Annotated in this window: 14 protein-coding genes; 3 read left to right on the top strand and 11 right to left on the bottom strand. The window is 57.4% G+C overall.

The window, feature by feature from the left end:
* Positions 1 to 11: 11 nt before the first annotated feature.
* Positions 12 to 1,484: a betaine-aldehyde dehydrogenase gene (gene betB, locus AOY23_RS11855; RefSeq protein ID WP_054179829.1), complete on the bottom strand. Its 1,473-nt coding sequence runs from the start codon at positions 1,482 to 1,484 to the stop codon at positions 12 to 14.
* Positions 1,485 to 1,494: 10 nt separating this feature from the next.
* Positions 1,495 to 2,088, bottom strand: a complete 594-nt coding sequence (gene betI / locus AOY23_RS11860) for a transcriptional regulator BetI (protein WP_054179830.1) — start codon at positions 2,086 to 2,088, stop codon at positions 1,495 to 1,497.
* A 128-nt stretch (positions 2,089 to 2,216) separates the two neighbouring features.
* Between betI and AOY23_RS11865 the strand changes: the two genes are divergently transcribed.
* Positions 2,217 to 4,250 carry a choline transporter gene (locus AOY23_RS11865; RefSeq protein ID WP_054179831.1) on the top strand — a complete coding sequence of 678 codons (2,034 nt, stop codon included), beginning with the start codon at positions 2,217 to 2,219 and terminating at the stop codon, positions 4,248 to 4,250.
* On the opposite strand, the gene AOY23_RS11870 is transcribed toward AOY23_RS11865, so the two are convergent.
* The 8 genes from AOY23_RS11870 to AOY23_RS11905 form a co-directional block, all read right to left on the bottom strand.
* Positions 4,251 to 5,036 carry an SDR family oxidoreductase gene (locus AOY23_RS11870; protein ID WP_054179832.1) on the bottom strand — a complete coding sequence of 262 codons (786 nt, stop codon included), beginning with the start codon at positions 5,034 to 5,036 and terminating at the stop codon, positions 4,251 to 4,253.
* A gap of 13 nt (positions 5,037 to 5,049) precedes the next feature.
* Positions 5,050 to 5,847: a glucose 1-dehydrogenase gene (locus AOY23_RS11875; RefSeq protein ID WP_054179833.1), complete on the bottom strand. Its 798-nt coding sequence runs from the start codon at positions 5,845 to 5,847 to the stop codon at positions 5,050 to 5,052.
* A gap of 50 nt (positions 5,848 to 5,897) precedes the next feature.
* Positions 5,898 to 6,965 carry an ABC transporter permease gene (locus AOY23_RS11880; RefSeq protein WP_054179834.1) on the bottom strand — a complete coding sequence of 356 codons (1,068 nt, stop codon included), beginning with the start codon at positions 6,963 to 6,965 and terminating at the stop codon, positions 5,898 to 5,900.
* Positions 6,966 to 6,982: 17 nt separating this feature from the next.
* Positions 6,983 to 8,527 carry a sugar ABC transporter ATP-binding protein gene (locus AOY23_RS11885; RefSeq protein ID WP_054179835.1) on the bottom strand — a complete coding sequence of 515 codons (1,545 nt, stop codon included), beginning with the start codon at positions 8,525 to 8,527 and terminating at the stop codon, positions 6,983 to 6,985.
* A gap of 1 nt (position 8,528) precedes the next feature.
* Complete coding sequence (locus tag AOY23_RS11890; protein WP_054179836.1) at positions 8,529 to 9,149, bottom strand: DUF2291 family protein; 621 nt, start codon at positions 9,147 to 9,149, stop codon at positions 8,529 to 8,531.
* Between the two features lie 46 nt (positions 9,150 to 9,195).
* The gene (locus AOY23_RS11895) at positions 9,196 to 10,131 is read right to left on the bottom strand and encodes a D-ribose ABC transporter substrate-binding protein (protein WP_054179837.1); all 936 of its coding nucleotides are present in this window, start codon (positions 10,129 to 10,131) and stop codon (positions 9,196 to 9,198) included.
* 83 nt (positions 10,132 to 10,214) lie between these two features.
* Positions 10,215 to 11,729: an FGGY family carbohydrate kinase gene (locus AOY23_RS11900; protein WP_054179838.1), complete on the bottom strand. Its 1,515-nt coding sequence runs from the start codon at positions 11,727 to 11,729 to the stop codon at positions 10,215 to 10,217.
* 341 nt (positions 11,730 to 12,070) lie between these two features.
* The gene (locus AOY23_RS11905; RefSeq protein ID WP_054179839.1) at positions 12,071 to 13,021 is read right to left on the bottom strand and encodes a sugar-binding transcriptional regulator; all 951 of its coding nucleotides are present in this window, start codon (positions 13,019 to 13,021) and stop codon (positions 12,071 to 12,073) included.
* A 364-nt stretch (positions 13,022 to 13,385) separates the two neighbouring features.
* On the opposite strand from AOY23_RS11905, the gene AOY23_RS11910 reads away from it, so the two are divergent.
* The gene (locus tag AOY23_RS11910) at positions 13,386 to 14,216 is read left to right on the top strand and encodes a transketolase (protein ID WP_054179840.1); all 831 of its coding nucleotides are present in this window, start codon (positions 13,386 to 13,388) and stop codon (positions 14,214 to 14,216) included.
* Positions 14,209 to 15,156: a transketolase family protein gene (locus AOY23_RS11915; RefSeq protein ID WP_054179841.1), complete on the top strand. Its 948-nt coding sequence runs from the start codon at positions 14,209 to 14,211 to the stop codon at positions 15,154 to 15,156. Before AOY23_RS11910 ends, AOY23_RS11915 begins: the two co-directional genes overlap by 8 nt.
* Here AOY23_RS11915 and entD read toward each other — a convergent pair.
* Positions 15,134 to 15,790, bottom strand: a complete 657-nt coding sequence (gene entD / locus AOY23_RS11920; protein ID WP_054179842.1) for an enterobactin synthase subunit EntD — start codon at positions 15,788 to 15,790, stop codon at positions 15,134 to 15,136. The two genes, AOY23_RS11915 and entD, sit on opposite strands and share 23 nt — an antisense overlap.
* Positions 15,791 to 15,812 lie beyond the last annotated feature (22 nt).

The following is a 15,812-nucleotide window of genomic DNA, read 5'->3' on the forward strand; positions in this document are numbered from 1 at the left end:
GCACCTCCGGGTTAAAAAATGGACTGAAATGTCGCCATCTCGACCTGGATGGATTTCACCTGGGTATAGCTTTCCAGCGTCATTACGCCGTTCTCACGACCAATGCCGGAATGTTTGTAACCGCCGACGGGCATTTCCGCCGGGGATTCACCCCAGGTATTGATCCAGCAAATTCCGGCTTCCAGTTGATGAATAACGCGATGGGCGCGGTTGAGATCGGCGGTGACGACGCCAGCCGCCAGGCCATAATCGGTCTGGTTAGCGCGGCGAATCACCTCTTCTTCGCTGTCGTAAGTCAGGATCGCCATCACCGGGCCAAAGATCTCTTCGCGCACAATGGTCATGTCGTCGCGGCAGTCGGTGAAAACCGTCGGGGCGACCCATGCGCCGTGGTCAAAGCCGTCGCCTTTCAGCGCATCACCACCGCATAACAGGGTGGCGCCTTCCCGGCGACCCGCGTCCATGTAGCGCAACACGTTATCGCGATGCGGGAAGCTCACCAGTGGGCCAAAATTGGTCGCGCTGTCGAACAGATCGCCTGGGCGGATACGTTTCACGCGTGCCAGAATGCGCGATTCAAATTCCGCTTTCAGCGCGGCAGGCACAAACACCCGCGTGCCGTTGGTGCACACCTGGCCGGAACTGAAGAAGTTCGCCATCATGGCGATGTCTGCGGCGAGATTCAGATCCGCATCATCAAAGATGATCAGCGGCGATTTACCGCCCAGCTCCATCGTGACCTCTTTCAGCGACGAGGCCGCCGCGTTAGCCATCACTTTTTTGCCGCTGGCGACGCCGCCGGTAAACGACACTTTGGCGATGCCAGGATGCTCTGTCAGATACTGCCCGGTCTCTGCGCCGACGCCCGGCAGCACGTTAAATACGCCGTCCGGCAGACCCGCTTCGCTGTAGATTTCCGCCAGTTTCAGCGCGGTCAATGGCGTCACTTCGCTTGGCTTGAAGATCATCGCGTTACCGGCGGCGAGCGCCGGGGCGGATTTCCACAGCGCAATCTGAATCGGGTAGTTCCACGCGCCGATACCGGCAACAACGCCCAGCGGCTCGCGGCGGGTGTAGACGAACGAGGTGTCGCGCAGTGGGATCTGACGGCCTTCCAGCGCCGGGATGAGCCCCGCGTAATACTCCAGAACGTCGGCGCCGGTGACGATATCCACCGTCGAGGTTTCAGAGAACGGCTTGCCAGTGTCGAGGGTTTCCAGTTTCGCTAACTCGTCATTGCGATCACGCAGAATATCCACCGCCCGGCGCAGAATGCGGGAGCGTTCCATGGCGGTCATTGCCGCCCAGATTTTCTGCCCCTGCTGCGCGCTTTGCACCGCACGGTCAACGTCGTCGCGTCCGGCGGCCTGGACTGTCGCCAGCACCTCGCCGTTCGCCGGGTTAATGGTCTCGAAATGGGTGCCGCTGGTGGCGTTTGTATAACCCCCGTGAATATAAAGTTGTTGTTCGGCCAGTCGGGACATGGTTCCTCCGTTAGTCAGTAGCCGGTGGTAAATGCTGGCTGATGAAATGATGGGTCAGGGTACGGGCGCGTTCCTGCTCGAACGGCTTGCCGCTGAGTGCGGCGTGCAGCCAGAGCCCGTCAATTAGCGCCGCCAGACCGTGCCCGGCCTGCTGTGCCTGGTCACGCGGCAGCTCGCGTCTGAATTCGTAAACGATGCAGGAGAGCAGGCGACGGCTGCTGACCTGTTGCAACCGCCAGAGCATCGGCTGATGCAGACTGCTGGCCCAGAATGCCAGCCAGGCTTTCATCGCCGCCGGGCTTATCTGGCTGTCGTCAAAGTTGCCCTCGACAATCGCCTGCAACCGCCGTTCTGCCGATGCGCCAGGCAACGCCCGCAAACGGCGCAATACCGCATCACGCAACTGGCTGGTGATGTCACGCATGGTGGCTTCCAGCAGACCGTTTTTATCCTGAAAATAATGGCTGATGATCCCGGTCGATACCCCCGCCCGGCGGGCGATCTGCGCGATGGTCGCATCGTGCATTCCCACCTCATTAATGGCCTCAAGTGTGGCGTCGATCAGCTGTCGGCGTCGTATCGGTTGCATCCCCAGTTTGGGCATTTCTCGCCCTCCATTCATCAGCTCAGGTTATACATTAAAGCGGTTTTTGATTGGACGTTCAATATAAAATGTGTCTTAATTGTTACCGATTTGATTTTAAATAGTTACAAAAAGAGTGAGGTTATGGGATGACAGATCTTCCGCAAACCAGAGAAAAGGACAAAATCAATCCGGTGGTTTTCTACACGTCCGCCGGGCTGATTTTGTTGTTTTCCCTGATGACTATCTTCTTCAGCGATTTCTCGGCGGGATTGATTGGCCGGACGCTGAACTGGGTGTCAAAAACCTTCGGCTGGTATTATCTGCTGGCGGCGACGCTGTATATCGTCTTTGTGGTGTGCATCGCCTGCTCGCGCTTTGGCTCGGTGAAACTTGGGCCGGAGCAGTCGAAACCGGAGTTCAGTGTACTGAGCTGGGCGGCAATGCTGTTTGCCGCCGGGATCGGCATCGACCTGATGTTTTTCTCTGTTGCCGAGCCGGTGACCCAGTACATGTTGCCGCCGGAGGGGCAGGGGCAGACGATGGAAGCCGCGCGTCAGGCGATGGTCTGGACGCTGTTCCACTACGGGCTGACCGGCTGGTCGATGTACGCGCTGATGGGCATGGCGCTCGGCTACTTCAGCTACCGTTATAACCTGCCGCTGACCATCCGCTCGGCGCTGTATCCCATCTTCGGAAAAAAGATCAACGGCCCGATTGGCCACACGGTGGATATCGCGGCGGTGATCGGCACCATCTTCGGGATCGCCACCACCCTCGGTATCGGTGTGGTGCAGCTCAACTATGGCCTGAGCGTGCTGTTTGATATTCCGGACTCGATGGCGGCGAAAACGGCGCTGATTGTGCTGTCGGTGATCATCGCCACTATCTCCGTGACCTCGGGCGTCGATAAAGGCATCCGCGTGCTGTCAGAGCTGAACGTGGTGCTGGCGCTGGGGTTGATCCTGTTTGTGCTGTTTATGGGCGATACCGAATTTCTGCTCAACGCACTGGTGCTGAACGTCGGCGATTACGTTAATCGCTTTATGGGCATGACGCTGAACAGCTTCGCCTTCGATCGCCCGGTCGAGTGGATGAACAGCTGGACGCTCTTTTTCTGGGCCTGGTGGGTGGCGTGGTCACCGTTTGTCGGCCTGTTCCTCGCGCGTATTTCCCGCGGGCGCACCATTCGCCAGTTCGTGCTGGGGACGCTGATCATTCCGTTTACCTTTACTCTGCTGTGGTTGTCCGTGTTCGGTAACAGCGCGCTGTACGAAATCATTCATGGCGACGCGGGCTTTGCGCAGGAGGCGATTGCTCACCCTGAGCGCGGTTTCTACAGCCTGCTGGCGCAGTACCCGGCATTTACCTTTAGCGCCTCGGTGGCGACCATCACCGGTTTGCTGTTTTACGTCACCTCGGCGGATTCCGGCGCGCTGGTGCTCGGTAACTTCACCTCAAAACTGAAAGATATCAACAGCGATGCGCCCAACTGGCTGCGTATGTTCTGGTCGGTGGTGATTGGTTTACTGACGCTCGGCATGCTGATGACCAACGGGATTTCCGCATTGCAGAACGCCACGGTGATCATGGGGCTGCCGTTCAGTTTTGTCATTTTCTTCGTGATGGCCGGGCTGTATAAGTCGCTGAAAGTGGAGGACTATCGCCGCGTCAGCGCCAGCCGCGACACCGCGCCGCGCCCGCTGGGTGTGCAGGACCGGCTGAGCTGGAAAAAACGGCTGTCGCGCCTGATGAATTACCCGGGCACGCGTTATACCAAACAAATGATGGAGACAGTGTGTTATCCGGCCATGGAGGAAGTGGCGCAGGAACTGCGGGTGCGTGGTGCGTATGTCGAACTGAAAAGTCTGCCGCCGGAAGAGGGTGATCTGTTGGGTCACCTGGAGCTGCTGGTGCATATGGGCGATGAGCAGAACTTTATCTACCAGGTATGGCCGCAACTGTACTCGGTGCCGGGCTTTACGTATCGCGCCCGCAGCGGAAAATCGACCTATTACCGGCTGGAAACCTTCTTGCTGGAGGGAAGTCAGGGCAATGACCTGATGGATTACAGCAAAGAACAGGTGATCACTGACATTCTGGACCAGTACGAGCGTCACCTGAACTTTATCCATCTGCACCGGGAAGCGCCGGGAAACAGCGTAATGTTTCCCGGCCTGTGATTACCAGCAGGCAAAACCGCCGTCGACCAGCAGATCCACGCCGGTACAGAACGACGAGGCGTCGCTGGCAAGGAAGATGGCGGGGCCTGCCATTTCATGAACCGACGCCATGCGCTGCATTGGCGTCTGGCTTTCAAACGCCTGGGTCTGGTGCACCATCTCCGGGCGCGTGTTCATCGGCGTGGCGGTATAGCCTGGGCTGATGGAATTGACGCGGATTTTCTTATCCACCCACTCCATCGCCAGACTTTTACTCAGGTGAATGACACCCGCTTTCGAGCAGTTGTAATGCGCCTGCTCAAGGCCACGGTTGACGATCACCCCGGACATCGAAGCGATGTTGATAATCGACCCGCCGCCGGATTCCAGCATCAGCTCCGCTTCCGCCTTGCAGGAGTTCCACACACCGGTGAGATTGATATCAATCACCCGTTGCCATTGCTCAGTATCCATTTCCAGCGCCGGGTTGGCGTTGGCGATCCCCGCGGCGTTGAGCGCCACATCAAGACGCCCGTACTGCTGTTTCGCCAGTTTCACCGCCTCGCGCAGATCACTCAGTTTGCGCACATCGCCGGTAAACAGGCAGGCTTCGCCGCCAATGGCTTCGATATGTTTGACGGTGTCGGCAAGACCGCCGTCGTCACGCAAATCAAAACAGACGACTCGCGCGCCTGCGCTGGCAAAACCCCAGGCAATAGTCTGCCCGATGCCGCTGCCTGCGCCCGTCACGAACGCGACGCGGTCTTTGAGGGAGAACAGTTGTTGGGCAAAATCTTTCGCTATCATGATGCTGTCTCCCTCAGGACATGATCAGGCCGCCATCGACGTTGATCGTCTGGCCGGTGATATAACGCGCATCATCAGAGGCGAGGAACGCCACCAGCCCGGCCACGTCTGCGGGTTGCCCGGCGCGTTTGAGCGGGATGCCTTCCACCCACTCCGCCATCAGCTCGCCTTTGCCATAGCGTTTTTTGTCGCTGCTGAGGATCTGCCCCCAGACGCGGTCGTTGTATTCCCACATTTCGCTTTCGATGATGCCCGGGCAAAAGGCGTTAACAGTGATGTTCCACGGTGCCAGTTCATGGGCGAGACTTTGAGTGATGCCAATGACGCCCATCTTGCTGGCGGCGTAATGCGGGGTGTAGATGAACCCCTGACGACCCTGGCCGGACGAAGTGTTAATCAGGCAACCGTGGTTTTGTTTCACCATGTATTTCGCCGCTTCACGGCAGCACAGCCAGACGCCGGTGGTATTCACTGCCAGCACTTTTTCGAAATCGGCTTTCGGCATGTGGTCGAAATAATCAATGGTGATCACCCCGGCGTTCTGGATGGAGACGTCAATGGTGCCGAAACGCGCTGCTGCCTGTTCATACAGCGCGCGAACCTGCGCCTCATCGGTAACATCCACCTGCAGGGAGAGGATATCGGCCTGATAGCGCTGGCGTATCTGTTCAGCGGTTTCATGCACGCGCTCGGCGTTCGATACCATCACCAGCCGGGCGCCGTCACGGGCGAAACGCTCCGCGATACCGGCACCAATCCCCCGACATGCGCCGGTGATCACAACCGTTTTGTTGCTGAAATCTCGTTGCATTTGTTTCTCCTTAATAAAACCGGGCCACACGGTGCCCGGTGGAATGTCGGTTAACCCTGCGGGGCGGCGGTTCCCTGAGAAACGGCCTGTTTCTCTTCATGGCGGCGGAGCAGGATGACTTTGTTCTGCAGGCGTTGCTGGAACTGATCGACCACCACGGCGGTGACGATAACCACGCCTTTGATGACCATCTGCCAGAAATCGCTGACGCCCATCATCACCATGCCGTCGGCAAGGAAGACGATGACAAAGGCGCCGATGATGGAACCGGAAACGCGGCCGCGCCCCCCGGCCAGCGCGGTGCCGCCGAGTACGGTGGCACCGATGGCGTCCATCTCAAACATGTTGCCGGTCATCGGGTGGGCGGTCTGCAATTGCGAGGCGACAATCAGCCCGACCAGCGCCGCGCAGAGGCCGGAGAAGGCGTAGACAAAAATCTTCACTTTGACGCCCGGCACGCCCGCCAGACGCGCGGCGGATTCGTTGCCGCCGATGGCGTAGATGTAGCGGCCGAGCGGCGTTTTGGTGGTGATCCAGTAGCCGAGCAGCAGGAAGCCTACCATCAGCCAGATGGGAATATAGATGCCAAGCAGTGTGCCGGAGCCGAGAATGGCGAAACCGGTATTGCCCAGCGCGTCCATACCGTTGAGGTTCGGATAGGTGCTGCCATCGTTGAACAGCAGCGCCACACCGCGCGCGACGTACATCATGCCGAGGGTGCAGATAAACGGCGCCACGCCAAAGCGGGTGATGATCGTGCCGTTAATAAAGCCGACAATGATGCCAAACACCGCGACGCACAGAATCACTTCCGGGACGTTGAAAAAGATGATGTTGTCGCCCCAGATGGGCATGCCGTTGGTCAGCAACGCCCCGGCGACCATGCCGCAGATCCCGGCGACTGCCCCGACGGAAAGGTCGATGCCGCCGGTGAGGATCACGAGCGTCATACCAATCGCCAGCAGGCCGGTAATGGCGACGTGCTGGGTCATAATCAACAGGTTAGAGGTGGTCAGGAAATTCGGTACCATCACGCTGAAAACGGCGATAACCAGCAGCAGAGCGATAAACGTTCTGGCCTTCAGCAGGTACATATAGAGCATATATTTCTGATTCATGATCGATTCCAGCCTGATTAATCTTGTGGGGTTGAAGCGGCAATCAATTTTTCCCGGGTGACTTGATGTCGCGGCAAATCGGCGGTGATCCGACCGTCGGCCATCACCAGAATACGGTCCGCCAGCGCCATCACTTCATCCAGCTCGGACGAGGAGAACATCACCGCCAGCCCCTGCTGCGCCATTTTGCCGATCAGGTGATAGACATCGGTTTTGGCGCCCACGTCGATACCCCGCGTTGGCTCATCGAGAAACACCACCTGCGGTTGCGTCATCAGCGCTTTCCCCAGCACCACTTTTTGCTGATTCCCACCGCTGAGCGAGGTGATCGGCAGCTCCGGATCGCTGACTTTGATCGCCAGTTGCTGGATCATCTCCTTCACGCTGGCGCGCTCCTTGTGGGGATTGAGCCATTTCCACGCCCGGCGAAAACCCCGCAGACTGATATCGGAGAGCGTCATGTTGGACTGAATCGACATCATCTGAACCACGCCTTCGCCCTGGCGATCTTCCGGCACCAGCGCCAGACCGTGCTTCAGGCGGGTCTGAAAATGGGCTTTATCCAGACACTGGCCGTTGAGATGAACGCTGCCCTGCTGACAGGGCATCAACCCCACCAGCCCTTTAAACAGCTCGGTGCGTCCGGCGCCCAGCAGACCGTAAATGCCGATCACTTCGCCTTTTTTCAGGCTGAAGCTGACGTCGTTAAGCTTGTAGCCGCCGCTCTGGTGCAGCGCCGTCAGGCCGCTGACGTTCAGAATGGTTTCTCCCTGCGGCGCGGGCTGATAATCAAAGTGTTTTTTCTTATCCCCGACCATCTGTTCGATGATCCACGGAATACTGGCCTCGCTGACCTTACGTTCGCTAATGAAACGCCCGTCGCGGAAAATGGTGATGTGATCGCCAATTTCCATCAGCTCTTCCAGCCGGTGGGAAATATAAATAATGGTCACGCCGCGGCGTTTGAGCTGATCAATGACGTTAAACAGCACTTTGACTTCCGACTGGCTGAGCGCCGAGGTCGGTTCGTCCATGATCAACACGCGGGTGTCTTTGGAGAGCGCACGGGCAATCTCCACCAGTTGCTGGTGGCCGATGCCTAACTCTTCGAGCGGCGTATAAGGATCGACATCCAGCTCAAGGCGATCGAGCAGCGCTTTCGTCAGCTCGTACTGGTATTTTTCGTTGATTTTTCCGTGCTGAAAGAACTCGTTAGCGATAAAAATGTTATCCATCACGTTCATATTCGGGAACAGGTTCAGTTCCTGAAAAATAATACTGATGCCATTTTTTTCCGCCTGATGGGTGGAATTAAACGAGACCGGTTTCCCCTCCAGCAACATTTCGCCGGAAGAGGGCGATTCCACCCCTGCCAGCATTTTCATCATGGTGGATTTCCCGGCGCCGTTTTCGCCAATCAGGACGTTCACTTTGTTGCGATAGACCCGGTAGTCCACGTTATCCAGCGCGATAACGCCAGGATAAATGCGGGACAGCGCACGTGTTTCGATGATCACATCGGGTTCGGCAACCGGTGAGGTAACGGGCTCTTGTTGTGACATCTTACTGCCCCCCTGCGCGGACGATTTTCGCGGGTGTGACATCGGGCAGGGCGTCAGGAATATCCCAGGCCGAGAACACGCCGTACACTTCCGCCTGCTCGCCGGTTTTTAACGGCGTCGCCTGGATCATTTTCACCGCCTGGTCGTTAATCGCCCGACCATAATCGCCGTACAGCACCTGATCGTTGAAATCGCCGTAGCTGAGACCTTTATAGCCGTCACGCAATTGTGTACCGCGGATCGTCGGGCCGATTTGCACCACCACGTCGTTACCGCTGGTATCTTTGAGGGTCATTTTGCCGCTGCGTGAGGCGGTATCGATTTTTTCTACCGGGCCGGTAACCTTCACATAGAAAATGCACGGGTTTTCGTCCTGTGCGCGGTAGCCCAGGGTTTTACAGGCGGTATCAATATCTTTGGCGGCATGCAGGGCGGTCAGCAGTTCACCCGCAGGACGTGCCAGTTGCACCACCTGCGGCACCAGTTTTTCCTGCCAGGTTTGTGCCGCTTCGGCCATGTGCGGGTTCGGCGGCGTTTTCAGGTCGGCGAGCTCTTTTTCAGACACGATCCGACAGCCTCCGAGCGCAATGATGGCCAGCGCCAGCCAGGCTTTTCTGTACATAACTCTCTCCTCTGCGCCCCCGGAGCGGGGGCGCGACAACCCGAACTCAGGACTTGATATTGAAATCCTGTACTTTGTCTGCGTTGTCCTTTTCAATCAGGACGCCGCGGAACATCACGCGTTGTTTTTCCGGGGTTTTCCCGTTTTGCAGGTAGTTATCGAGATCAGTCACCCCTTGCGCTGCGATGGCCTGCGCCTGCAACATTACAGTGGCCTGGAGCGTGCCGGCTTTCACCGCATCGCGCTCGTCGTTGCTGCCGTCGATACCGACAACCACGACGTCGCTACGGTTCGCCGCTTTCAGCGCCGCAATCGCGCCCAGCGCTACCGGACCGTTGCCGCAGATCACGCCTTTCACATCAGGGTGCGCCTGCAGAATGCTGTCCATAATGCGCTTGCCATCGATCAGCGTGCCTTTGGCATCCTGACGGGCAATGCTGACCATATCCGGGTACTGGTCGATGACCTGGTGGAACGATTTGGAACGGGTGACGCAGTTGTTATCTGCGAGGTTGCAGGTCAGTTCAGCGTATTTGCCTTTTTCGCCCATTTTCTCGACGAAAACGTTGGCCACTTCAGAACCGGCCTGGAAGTTATTGTGGGTGATCTGCACCAGTGCCACGTTATCGACCGGGATTTCACGGTTAATCAGAACCACCGGAATACCGGCGTCTTTCGCCTTTTTCACGGCGGCGACGCTGGCGGTGGAATCGGCGTTATCGAGGATGATCCCCTGAACTTTTTTACCGATGGCGGTATCAATCAGTTCGTTCTGTTTTTTAACGTCCTCACCGTGGGAAAGAATGGTGGTGGAATACCCCAGTTCCTTCGCTTTTTCACTGGCGCCTTTCGCCTCGGAGGCGTAGTACGGGTTATCCAGTGAGTTCACGAGGATCATAATCGTGCCTCTCTCTGCGGCCTGGGCAGACAGAGAAAAAGCAGTCAGGGTAGCAACGGTTAACAGCGATAAACGTAATTTCATGACAATGTTCTCTCTATATAGTTATTGTCGGGTACGGTTGAAACAACGTAAGGCTTTAATTCTGTTCAGTTTCTGTAGAGGGCTCAATGGGATGGCTTCCATAGCGTGCGTTCCACGGCATCCCGCCAGCCTTGCCACCGGGCCTGCAATCGCTGATGGCGATCGGCATCCGGGTGGAATTCACTGTGCAGCGCAAGAAACGCTTTCATTTCCTGCACGGACACCTGGGTCAGCGCTTTTCGCGCCAGTAACGCCGCGCCGATCGCCGACAGCTCCGGTACATCGCTGCGCATTACCGGGCAACCGAGTAAATCGGCCTGATACTGCATTAACCAGTCGTTTTTCGTCGGGCCGCCGTCGACCATCAGCGCGGTAAGGGTAAAGTCGCTGTGCTGACGCATCGCCACCACCACATCAGCAATCTGATAGGTGATCGATTCCAGCGCAGCGCGGATCAGGTGCGCACGTTTCACGCCGCGGTTGAGCCCGCAAATCACACCGCGCGCCTGCGGGTCCCACCAGGGCGCGCCGAGCCCTGTCAGCGCTGGCACGAAATAGACGCCGAGCGTCGATTCCACCGAGGCGGGCAGGGTATTGAGTTCATGAGTAAGTTCTTTCTCTGACAGTTCACTCAGCCCGGTGCTGTCGGCCATCCACGCCACGGCATCGCCGGTGTGCGGAATATTGCCTTCCAGCCCGTAAACCAGCCGTTCGCCGTCATGCCAGGCGATGGTGGTGGCTAGCGAGTCGATATTGCACTGGGCGGTGCTGACGGGCGCCATGACCGACGATCCCGTGCCATAGGTGGCTTTAACACAACCCAGTTCGCCCAGCGCATGACCGAACAGCGCTGCGTGAGAGTCACCCACCATCGACATCACCGGGATGCCGTCAGGAATGGCCGGTAAGCCGTGGGTGTAACCGAACAGGCCGCTGGAGGGTTTAATCTCCGGCAGGGCGTTGCGCGGAATGCGGAATACTTTCAGCATCTCGTCGTCCCACTGCCCGGTTTGCAGATTCAGCAACTGGGTGCGTGAGGCGTTGGAGAAATCGCAGCGGAATTCCGCGCCGCCGGTCAGATTCCACAGCAACCAGCTGTCGATGGTACCGAGACAGATCTCGCCATCTTCCGCCAGTTGCTGCCCGTCAGGCACCGATTCCAGCAACCAACGCATTTTGGAGGCGGAAAACATCGGTGAGACGGGCAGGCCGGTGACAGCTTTGATCTGCTGCTCCAGGTTGTCGCGACGAAGCGCTTCGCAAAAACCTGCACCACGCGTGCACTGCCAGGTAATGGCCGCATTCAGCGGTTTCCCGCTGCTGCGATACCAGCCGATGGCGGTTTCCCGCTGGTTGCTGATCGCCAGGGCGGCGACATTCTCCGCCCCGACCTGCGCGACCGCCTGTGCAATCACCTGCAGCGAGGCGCTGACCAGCATTTCACCGGATTGCTCGACCCATCCTTCGCGTGGCGTCTGGATGGCGAGCGGTTGAGAAAAACGGGCGACAACGTTGCCGCGGCCGTCAAGTGCGACGGCCTTGGCATTGGTTGTCCCTTCGTCCAGCGCAATAATGATCTCTTTTGTGGCTGTGAACATGGTTTTTCTCCTGCGTCACACTCCGTCCTGCCCCTGGTGGTGGCATCGCGTTTCTGTCAGGTTTCGGTGTGACATTTCATTAGCACTTTTGCAATCACTGAATATATATTCGGTGTTGATTATTTATTTAATACCTTAGCCAGATTCATACAGGTGAGCCACTGGCAAAATCATCATTTGTGCTGATAATCACATTTATCGTCACAAAGAAAAGGTAAGCAGCAGGAAAAACAGGAAAGAAAAATAGCGTGTAACGTATTGAAAAATAGTTGCTTTATGGATTCCGCCTTTGCGCGTTTTTTGAGCATGCAAAGGCGGGCGAATCTTACCGGGGGTGAAAGTCAGGATTTCATCAGTTCTCTGGCGGTCGGATAATCGGTGATTAAAACATCAATATAACCACCGGTGAGCGCCCCTTTAATGGCGCCGACCTTATCAATACCCCCCGCCAGCGCGATAACATTTGGGCATTTTTTAACCGTTTCCAGCGCCATGCCGATGACCGGATCTTCGTCATCCGTTAACACCGCGTTGCCTTGCTTGTCGTAGTAGTGCAGGCAGATGTCACCCACCGCGCCACGCTCGGCCAGCACATGCAGCATCTCTTCGCCGTAGTAGTTTCCTGACGTTTTCAGCAGTTGCGACGGTTCGAGAATGCCGACGCCGACGATGGCGATGTCCACTTCATCAAAACGGGCAATCACATCGGCCACGTCCTTGCTGGCGATCAGCCGGTTTTTCTCCTGCACTGACCCTTCAATGCTCTGCGAGGGAAGCAGCCAGGCGTTGCAGTTCAGTTGCTGGGCGAGGGTTTGCGTCAGAATGGTAGCCTGCACGTTGCCGTTTGGCCCGACGCCGCCAAGCAACTGGATGACGCCGCCCGCTTTGAGATTTTGCGTGTGGACTTCATCAACCATCGCGCGAATGGTGGAACTCCATGACGAGACGCCGACCAGATCTTTGGGCCGCAGACGAGTTTCCAGATAGTGCGCCGCCGCGGAACCAATGGCGCGTTTGATGGTGTGATCGGAAGCGTCCTCTTCGGTATCGACCACCACGGCCTGCTTGATGCCGAAACGGTCTTCAATCCCTTTTTCCAGATTGAGAAAAATATTGGACGGCTGGACGACGCTGATTTTCACCACGCCCTCTTTCTGGCAGCGGGTGATCGCCCGGGAGACAAATGACTGAGAAAGCGAGAGAAGTTGAGCGATATCGGACTGTTTGCGTCCTTCCAGATAGTAAAGGGTTGCGATTTTCACCAATAGCCGTTGTTCATCCTGCTTAGCCATGTAGTTCCCCAGAGAGTCGTTAATTGCAGCCATTATGTTTGAGCCCACCACGTTACGCGACAAAAAAGCGCGCTTAAGTGTGATGCAACGCAAATTTTCACCAATCCTCTAAAACAGCTATGGACAATTTCTCAACAGTGATACCATAATTGAATAAAGAATCATTAATGAATATATATTCAAGGTGATCCCAGGTCAACTGAAAATACACCGGGTACTGCGGTGCCGGGTGGGGAGGAGGCAGAATGTACCTGAATACGTTCCAACGGCGCCAGTCCTGTCGTGCGTTGTCGGGGGATTTCTGGTTTTTTTAGTCCCTGATGGAATAAATATTCCATGTTGAAATTAAATTCAGAGGTATTAAATGAATCCCTATAACTATGATATTGAAGCGCTGGAGCGCAAAGCACGTGCCGTACGGCGGCACATTGTCAGGCTGAATGCCAACAGTCCGGCGGGTGGTCACACCGGGGCGGATCTGTCGCAGGTCGAACTGCTGACCGCGCTGTACTTCCGCTTTCTGAACGTCGCGCCTGACCGCATGGATGATAACGAGCGGGATATCTATATCCAGTCAAAAGGACATGCGGTGGGGTGCTACTACTGCGTACTGGCCGAAGCGGGCTTCTTCCCGATTGACTGGCTGGCGACCTATCAGCATGCCGATTCCCATCTTCCCGGCCACCCGGTACGGCAAAAAACGCCGGGCATTGAGCTGAATACCGGTGCGTTAGGCCACGGCCTGCCGGTGGCGGTCGGGCTGGCGCTGGCGGCAAAACGCGACAACAGTCGCCGCCGTATTTTCCTCATCACCGGTGACGGTGAACTGGCCGAGGGCAGCAACTGGGAAGCCGCGCTCGCCGCTGCACATTACGGTCTGGATAACATCATCATCATTAACGACAAGAACAATCTCCAGCTGGCGGGCGCCACGCGCGACATCATGAATACTGATCCGCTGGCGGACAAATGGCGCGCCTTCGGTATGCAGGTGAGCGAATGCCAGGGTAACGATATGGCGTCGGTGGTGGCGGCGATTGAAGGCCTGAAGCAGGAAGGGAAACCGAACGTGATTATCGCCAATACCACCAAAGGTGCGGGCATTTCCTTTATCCAGGGGCGCCCTGAATGGCACCACCGGGTACCGAAAGGCGATGAGATTGAGCTGGCTCTGGAGGAACTGAAAGATGAGTAATGCAGAACACCTGGCGAATGTGATGGTGCAGGCGTTTATCGACGCGGTAGAGCAGGGGGTTGACCTGGTCCCGGTGGTCGCGGACTCCACCTCCACAGCGAAAATTTCCCCGTTCACGCAGAAGTTTCCCGGCCGGGTAGTCAACGTCGGGATTGCCGAGCAGAGTATGGTCGGCACCGCCGCCGGGCTGGCGCTGGGCGGCAAAGTGGCGGTGACCTGTAACGCCGCACCGTTTTTGATCTCCCGCGCCAACGAGCAAATCAAGGTCGACATCTGCTACAACAACACCAACGTCAAGCTGTTTGGCCTGAACGCGGGGGGCAGCTACGGCCCGTTAGCAAGCACTCACCACTCTATTGACGATCTGGCGGTGATGCGTGGTTTTGGCCGCATCCAGATTTTCGCCCCGTCGTCACCGCTGGAGTGCCGACAGATTATTGAGTATGCGCTGGGCTACGTCGGCCCGGTCTATATCCGCATGGACGGTAAAGCCCTGCCGGAACTGTATGACGAGAACTATCGCTTTACGCCGGGCGCGGTGGTGACGCTGCGTGAAGGGCGCGATATTGCGCTGGTGGCGACAGGCTCTACGGTGCATGAAATCGTCGATGCCGCCACACGGCTGGCGGACGCGGGCGTTCAGGCGAAAGTGATTAGCGTGCCGTCCATTCGCCCCTGCGACACCGACGCGTTACGCGCGGCGCTGTCCGGCTGCCATGCGGTAATTACGGTGGAAGAGCACAATATCAATGGCGGTCTGGGGAGCCTGGTGGCGGAAGTGATGGCTGAATCCGCACTGCCTGCCACCCTCAAACGGCTGGGTATCCCGGACGGTGAATACGCCGCCGCCGCAGATCGCGGGTATCTGCGCCAGCGCCACGGCTTTGATGCCGCAGGCATTGTCGCACAGGCGGAGGCTATGCTGCGCAAAGCAAGGTGAGCACCCGGTTGCCCTCCTGCTGCCAGTGAAGGGTGAAGACGGTGTCTCTGGCGAAATCCCCGACAGGCTCCGTCAGCGCCAGCGTCAGGGTGTGCGGCGTGACGGCAGTTACCTCCGCGCTGGCAAACCCGAACAGCCGGTTGACGCGCCGGTGCAGGGCTTTATACAGACTCTCTTTTGCGCTGAACGCCAGCGTCACGCTCAGCGCAAAAGGCAGCGATGCCAGCCGCTGGCGTTCGCTTTCCTTTATTACACTCTGCCAGATTTCCTTCGCTTGCGGCGCGTCGAGCACGATCTCCGCATCAATCCCAACCAGCGCTTTTTCATTTTCTATCGCGACGGCCAGCGCCTGCTGACCGCAATGGCTGATACTGCCCTGAATGCCTGGCGGCCAGCGCGGTTCACGCTGCGGCCCGATGCCCGGCACTGTAGCATGACCGGTTAATGCGTTGATGGCGTGCGCGGCCGCGATGCGCCCCGCCAGATGTTCAGCCTGGCGTTTGCGTCCGGCCTGGTGAAGCTGTGCGTGATGGGGGAGCCAGAGCAGATCGTCCGGGCGAAACGTGGCAGGGTCGAAATCGACCTGATGGATGCGACAACCGGCAAAGGGAAACGTGTGATGCCAGACATTCATGGTCGTCTCCGGATGCCCTCTC

Source organism: Trabulsiella odontotermitis (assembly GCF_001297775.1).
GTDB classification, from domain to species: domain Bacteria; phylum Pseudomonadota; class Gammaproteobacteria; order Enterobacterales; family Enterobacteriaceae; genus Trabulsiella; species Trabulsiella odontotermitis.

Excerpts from the sequence above, each read along its gene's own strand:
- betB (WP_054179829.1), bottom strand. The coding sequence starts at position 1,484 with ATGTCCCGACTGGCCGAACAACAACTTTATATTCACGGGGGTTATACA.
- betI (WP_054179830.1), bottom strand. The coding sequence starts at position 2,088 with ATGCCCAAACTGGGGATGCAACCGATACGACGCCGACAGCTGATCGAC.
- AOY23_RS11865 (WP_054179831.1), top strand. The coding sequence starts at position 2,217 with ATGACAGATCTTCCGCAAACCAGAGAAAAGGACAAAATCAATCCGGTG.
- AOY23_RS11870 (WP_054179832.1), bottom strand. The coding sequence starts at position 5,036 with ATGATAGCGAAAGATTTTGCCCAACAACTGTTCTCCCTCAAAGACCGC.
- AOY23_RS11875 (WP_054179833.1), bottom strand. The coding sequence starts at position 5,847 with ATGCAACGAGATTTCAGCAACAAAACGGTTGTGATCACCGGCGCATGT.
- AOY23_RS11880 (WP_054179834.1), bottom strand. The coding sequence starts at position 6,965 with ATGAATCAGAAATATATGCTCTATATGTACCTGCTGAAGGCCAGAACG.
- AOY23_RS11885 (WP_054179835.1), bottom strand. The coding sequence starts at position 8,527 with ATGTCACAACAAGAGCCCGTTACCTCACCGGTTGCCGAACCCGATGTG.
- AOY23_RS11890 (WP_054179836.1), bottom strand. The coding sequence starts at position 9,149 with ATGTACAGAAAAGCCTGGCTGGCGCTGGCCATCATTGCGCTCGGAGGC.
- AOY23_RS11895 (WP_054179837.1), bottom strand. The coding sequence starts at position 10,131 with ATGAAATTACGTTTATCGCTGTTAACCGTTGCTACCCTGACTGCTTTT.
- AOY23_RS11900 (WP_054179838.1), bottom strand. The coding sequence starts at position 11,729 with ATGTTCACAGCCACAAAAGAGATCATTATTGCGCTGGACGAAGGGACA.
- AOY23_RS11905 (WP_054179839.1), bottom strand. The coding sequence starts at position 13,021 with ATGGCTAAGCAGGATGAACAACGGCTATTGGTGAAAATCGCAACCCTT.
- AOY23_RS11910 (WP_054179840.1), top strand. The coding sequence starts at position 13,386 with ATGAATCCCTATAACTATGATATTGAAGCGCTGGAGCGCAAAGCACGT.
- AOY23_RS11915 (WP_054179841.1), top strand. The coding sequence starts at position 14,209 with ATGAGTAATGCAGAACACCTGGCGAATGTGATGGTGCAGGCGTTTATC.
- entD (WP_054179842.1), bottom strand. The coding sequence starts at position 15,790 with ATGAATGTCTGGCATCACACGTTTCCCTTTGCCGGTTGTCGCATCCAT.